At 60.9% G+C, this 5,362-nt stretch carries 5 protein-coding genes and 1 pseudogene; 5 read left to right on the top strand and 1 reads right to left on the bottom strand.

Annotated elements, in window-relative coordinates; genetic code table 11:
* Positions 1-456 (bottom strand): aminotransferase class I/II-fold pyridoxal phosphate-dependent enzyme (locus DBR23_RS31080; protein WP_233250555.1); only part of this gene is annotated, 456 nt, incomplete at its 3' end.
* A gap of 105 nt (positions 457-561) precedes the next feature.
* On the opposite strand from DBR23_RS31080, the gene uvrB reads away from it, so the two are divergent.
* The 5 genes and pseudogenes from uvrB to iscA form a co-directional block, all read left to right on the top strand.
* Complete coding sequence (gene uvrB / locus DBR23_RS18725) at positions 562-2,652, top strand: excinuclease ABC subunit UvrB (protein WP_099730352.1); 2,091 nt, start codon at positions 562-564, stop codon at positions 2,650-2,652.
* A 251-nt stretch (positions 2,653-2,903) separates the two neighbouring features.
* A complete protein-coding gene (iscR, locus tag DBR23_RS18720) occupies positions 2,904-3,440 on the top strand; it encodes a Fe-S cluster assembly transcriptional regulator IscR (protein ID WP_015013980.1) in 537 nt (178 codons plus the stop codon).
* 115 nt (positions 3,441-3,555) lie between these two features.
* Positions 3,556-4,776, top strand: a complete 1,221-nt coding sequence (locus DBR23_RS18715; RefSeq protein WP_108499213.1) for an IscS subfamily cysteine desulfurase — start codon at positions 3,556-3,558, stop codon at positions 4,774-4,776.
* Positions 4,777-4,815: 39 nt separating this feature from the next.
* Entirely contained in the window at positions 4,816-5,217 is a 402-nt protein-coding gene (gene iscU / locus DBR23_RS18710; RefSeq protein ID WP_056744672.1) for a Fe-S cluster assembly scaffold IscU, read from the top strand.
* A 25-nt stretch (positions 5,218-5,242) separates the two neighbouring features.
* Positions 5,243-5,362: pseudogene (gene iscA, locus DBR23_RS31075) on the top strand (iron-sulfur cluster assembly protein IscA); the annotation flags it as partial.

Raw genomic sequence — 5,362 nt, 5'->3', positions numbered from 1 at the left:
GTAGTAGGCGTAGGTATCGACTTCAAAACCGGCGTTAGTGAACAGCGCGCGGTGGTTTTCCCAGCTGGGGTCGGAGATCAGCACCTTGGCGTTGGGGCTGACCTTCTTCAGGAAGTCGGCACCGATCTTGAGGCCGCCGGTGCCGCCGATGGCCTGCACGGTGGCTACGCGGCCAGACTTCACGGGTTCGCTCTCAGCGCCGAACACCAGGCTCTTGACGGCGTTGTCGTACGCCACGATGCCGTCGATGGGCAGGTAGCCACGGGCCGTGGGGGTGGACATCATGGTCTTTTCTGCGGCCTGCACACATTGCAGCAGGGGCAGCTTGCCGTTGTCGTCGAAATAAACGCCGACGCCCAGGTTGACCTTGTTGGGGTTGGTGTCGGCGTTGAATTGCTCGTTGAGGCCCAGGATGGGGTCGCGGGGGGCCATTTCGACGGCGGTGAACAGAGACATGAAAATCCTTGAAAGGTTGTCAGTAGCGAAGAATCCGGGCGTGGTGTACTGTGCCGGGTTCGGGCGATTTTAACGGCCCGCCTTCACCACCCGTTGACCGCCCCCATGCCGGATATCACAGAAGTCATAACTGAAAAGCAAGACGGCGAGTTCGTCCGCTTCCCCGATTCCCCGTTTGAACTGTTCCAGCCGTACCCACCGGCGGGCGACCAGCCCGAGGCCATCAACAAGCTGGTGGAGGGGCTGAATGATGGGGAAACCTTCCAGACGCTGCTGGGTGTGACGGGATCGGGCAAGACCTTCACCATGGCCAACGTGATCGCGCGCATGGGCCGCCCCGCCATCATCTTTGCGCCCAACAAGACACTGGCCGCGCAGCTGTACAGCGAGTTCCGCGAGTTCTTCCCCAAGAACGCCGTGGAATATTTCGTCAGCTACTACGACTACTACCAGCCAGAGGCCTACGTGCCGCAGCGCGACCTGTTCATCGAGAAGGACAGCGCGATCAACGAGCACATCGAGCAGATGCGGCTGTCTTGCACCAAGAGCCTGATGGAGCGGCGCGATGTGGTGATCGTGGCCACTGTGTCGGCCATCTACGGCATTGGCGAGCCCGAGAGCTACCACCGCATGGTGATGACGCTGCGGGTGGGGGACAAGCTGGGGCAGCGGGACGTGATCGCTCAGTTGATCCGCATGCAGTACCAGCGCAACGAGGCGGACTTTTCGCGGGGCAAGTTCCGTGTGCGGGGCGACACCATCGATGTGTTCCCGGCCGAACACTCCGAGCTGGCGATTCGCATTGAGCTGTTTGACGACGAGATTGAGAGCCTGCAGCTGTTCGACCCGCTCACGGGCCGCGTCAAGCAGAAGATCCCGCGTTTTACCGTGTACCCCAGCAGTCACTACGTGACGCCGCGCGACAAGGTGCTGGCGGCGGTTGAGACCATCAAGCTGGAACTGGCCGAACGCCTGCAGCAGCTGGTGGCTGACGGCAAGCTGGTCGAAGCGCAGCGGCTGGAGCAGCGCACGCGATTTGATCTGGAAATGCTGAGCGAAGTGGGCCACTGCAAAGGCATCGAGAACTACACGCGCCACCTGTCGGGCGCGGCGCCGGGCGATCCGCCCAGCACGCTGACCGACTACATGCCCAAAGACGCGATCATGTTTCTGGACGAAAGCCACCAGATGATCGGCCAGCTCAACGCGATGTACAGCGGCGACCGCTCGCGCAAGACCACGCTGGTCGAATATGGTTTTCGCCTGCCTTCGGCCCTGGACAACCGACCGCTCAAGTTCGAGGAGTTTGAGCAACGTATGCGGCAGGTGATCTTTGTATCGGCCACGCCCGCCGACTACGAAAAGACCCATGCCGGCCAGGTGGTGGATCAGGTAGTGCGCCCCACGGGCTTGGTGGACCCGGTGGTGGAAGTTCGTCCAGCCACCCATCAGGTGGATGACGTGCTACAAGAAATACGCATTCGTGTAGAAAAGCATGAGCGCGTACTCATTACCACGTTGACCAAGCGCATGGCCGAGCAGTTGACCGACTATCTCACCGACAACGGTGTCAAGGTGCGCTACCTGCACAGCGATGTGGACACCGTGGAGCGGGTGGAGATCATCCGTGACCTGCGCCTGGGGGCGTTTGACGTGCTGGTGGGCATCAACCTGCTGCGCGAGGGGCTGGACATTCCTGAGGTGTCACTCGTGGCGATCCTCGATGCGGACAAGGAGGGCTTCTTGCGCGCCGAGCGCAGCCTGATACAGACCATTGGCCGTGCAGCGCGCAACTTGAACGGCCATGCCATCCTGTACGCCGACCGCATCACCGACTCCATGAAAAAAGCCATGGGTGAGACGGAACGCCGGCGCATCAAGCAGATCGCATACAACGAGGCCAACGGGATCACGCCGCGCAGCATTGTCAAGCGGGTAAGAGACCTGATTGACGGCGTGTACAGCGAAAAAGCCGGCAAGGACGCCGAGCGCCTGGAGCAGGAAGCGTTGCAGCGGGCGCAGGTGGAGGACATGTCCGAGAAAGACGTGGCACGCGAGATCAAGCGCCTGGAAAAGCTCATGCTGGAACATGCTCGCAATCTGGAGTTCGAGCAGGCGGCCCGGGTGCGCGACCAGCTCACTCGGCTCAAGGACCAGGCCTTTGGTGCGCACGGCAGCGATTCCGTGGCCTTGTAAAAGGGATTGCGATTGGGAATGCGATGAGAAAATACTATTGAGTCGATTAATAACTATTTGGTTTTTTAACCCGACAGAATCAATAGGGATTTGTGCTATACTCGCACAAAACACTCAACAAAACAGCCCAACGATGAAGGGCTCCGCAGCAGGTGACTGGGCGGAGTAAGGGGCGGAGACGGTGCCTCGCTGGCAAACAGTCAGCGCAGGCGGTTTCTTCAACGAACAAGCCTTAGCACAAGGAGCTTGCGATGCGTCTCACAACCAAAGGCCGTTTTGCGGTCACCGCCATGATTGACCTGGCCCTGCGCCAGAACAACGGCCCCGTCACGCTGGCTGCCATCAGCCAGCGCCAGCAGATTTCGCTGTCGTACCTGGAGCAACTCTTTGGCAAGCTGCGCCGCCATGAACTGGTGGAATCCACCCGTGGCCCCGGCGGCGGTTATACGCTGGCCCGCAAGGCAGGCGACATCACGGTGGCCGACATCATCGTTTCGGTGGATGAACCCATCGACGCCACGCAGTGTGGTGGCAAGGAAAACTGCCTGGGTGAAGCCGGCCGTTGCATGACGCATGAACTGTGGGCCTCGCTGAACCAGCGCATGGTGGAGTTTCTGGACTCGGTCACCCTGCAAAAGCTGGTGGACGAGCAGCTCGCCAAGGGCGTGCAGATCGAAGACAAGCCTGTGGTTCGCCGCGCCATCTCCACGACGCCGGTGGTCAAGCCCATCCGCGTGAACGCCCCCAATTCGGTGTTCGCACTGGGTAACGTCTTCGCCAAATCCTGATGCTTGGTGCGCCGTGCTGGCCCTGGGGTCGGCACTGCCCTGACCGCGTTGTAATCGTTTTCTTGTTTGTTCTGCCTCTTCTGTTTGCCAGCCAGAACCTTTTACTGAGCCAGCCATGGACATGACCCCGCACTTTCCCATCTATCTCGACTATGGCGCCACGACCCCGGTAGACCCCCGCGTGGTGGACGCCATGATTCCCTGGTTGCGTGAGCACTTTGGCAACCCGGCGTCGCGCAGCCACGCATGGGGCTGGGAGGCCGAAGAGGCGGTGGAAAAAGCGCGTGTGCAAGTGGCCGACCTGATCGGTGCCGACCCTCGCGAAATCGTATGGACCAGTGGTGCGACCGAGTCCATCAACCTGGCCTTGAAGGGCGCTGCGCATTTCTACAAAGGCAAGGGCAAACACCTCATCACGCTCAAGACCGAGCACAAGGCCGTGCTGGACACCATGCGCGAACTGGAGCGCCAAGGCTTTGAAGCCACCTATCTGGACGTGCAGGAAGACGGCTTGGTCAACATGGATGCCCTGAAGGCTGCCATCCGTCCAGACACCGTGCTGATCAGCATCCTCTTCGTGAACAACGAAATCGGTGTGATCCAGGACATCCCCGCCATTGGCGCCCTGTGCCGTGAGAAGGGCATCCTGCTGCATGTGGATGCCGCCCAGGCGACGGGCCGTGTCGAGATCGACATGAACGTGCTGCCCATCGATCTGATGAGCATGACCGCCCACAAGACCTACGGCCCCAAAGGCATCGGTGCGCTGTACGTGCGCCGCAAGCCCCGCGTGCGGCTGGAAGCCCAGATGCACGGTGGCGGCCATGAACGCGGCATGCGTTCGGGCACCTTGCCCACGCACCAGATCGTGGGCATGGGCGAGGCTTTCCGCATCGCCAAGGAAGAAATGGCCGACAGCAACGCCAAGGCCAAGGCCCTGCAGCAGCGTTTGCTCGACGGCCTCAAGGACATCGAGCAGGTCTACATCAACGGCAGCCTGGAGCGTCGTGTGCCGCAGAACCTGAACATGAGCTTCAATTTCGTCGAAGGCGAATCGCTCATCATGGGTATCAAGGGCCTGGCGGTGTCTTCGGGCTCGGCCTGCACCTCTGCCAGCCTGGAGCCCAGCTATGTGCTGCGCGCTTTGGGCCGCAGCGACGAGCTGGCCCACAGCAGCCTGCGCATGACCATCGGCCGTTTCACGACCGAGGAAGAGATTGACTACGCCATCTCCACCATTCGCGAGAACGTGGCCCGCCTGCGCGAACTGAGCCCGCTGTGGGAGATGTACAAGGACGGCATCGACATCAGCACCATCCAGTGGGCTGCTCACTGATTCCGCACAAATTCTGGACGTATTGAAGAGGTACACATCATGGCTTATTCAGACAAAGTGGTTGACCATTACGAGAACCCCCGCAACGTGGGTTCGTTCGACAAGGGTGACGATTCGGTGGGCACCGGTATGGTGGGCGCGCCTGCCTGCGGCGACGTGATGAAGCTGCAGATCAAGGTGAACCCTGAAACCGGCGTGATCGAAGACGCCCGCTTCAAGACCTACGGCTGTGGCTCGGCGATTGCCTCCTCGTCGCTGGTGACCGAGTGGGTCAAGGGCAAGACGCTGGACGAAGCCGCAGCGCTCAAGAACAGCGAGATCGCCGAAGAGCTGGCCTTGCCGCCCGTCAAGATCCACTGCTCCATCCTGGCGGAAGATGCCATCAAGGCAGCTGTGCTGGACTACAAGACCAAGCACGCCGCCACGGCCACTGCCGCCTGATTGTTTGACAGATAGATCGAGAGACATGGCCATTACGCTGACAGAAGCTGCAGCCCGGCACGTCAACCGCTACCTTGCCCGCCGTGGCAAGGGGCTGGGCGTGCGTCTGGGGGTCAAGACGACCGGCTGCTCGGGGCTTGCCTAC

Origin of the sequence: Acidovorax sp. HMWF018, assembly GCF_003061035.1 — a bacterium.
In the GTDB taxonomy this organism is placed as follows: domain Bacteria; phylum Pseudomonadota; class Gammaproteobacteria; order Burkholderiales; family Burkholderiaceae_C; genus Acidovorax; species Acidovorax delafieldii.
The sequence above is the reverse complement of the archived record's forward strand: the minus strand, read 5'-3'. Positions and strand labels throughout refer to the sequence as shown.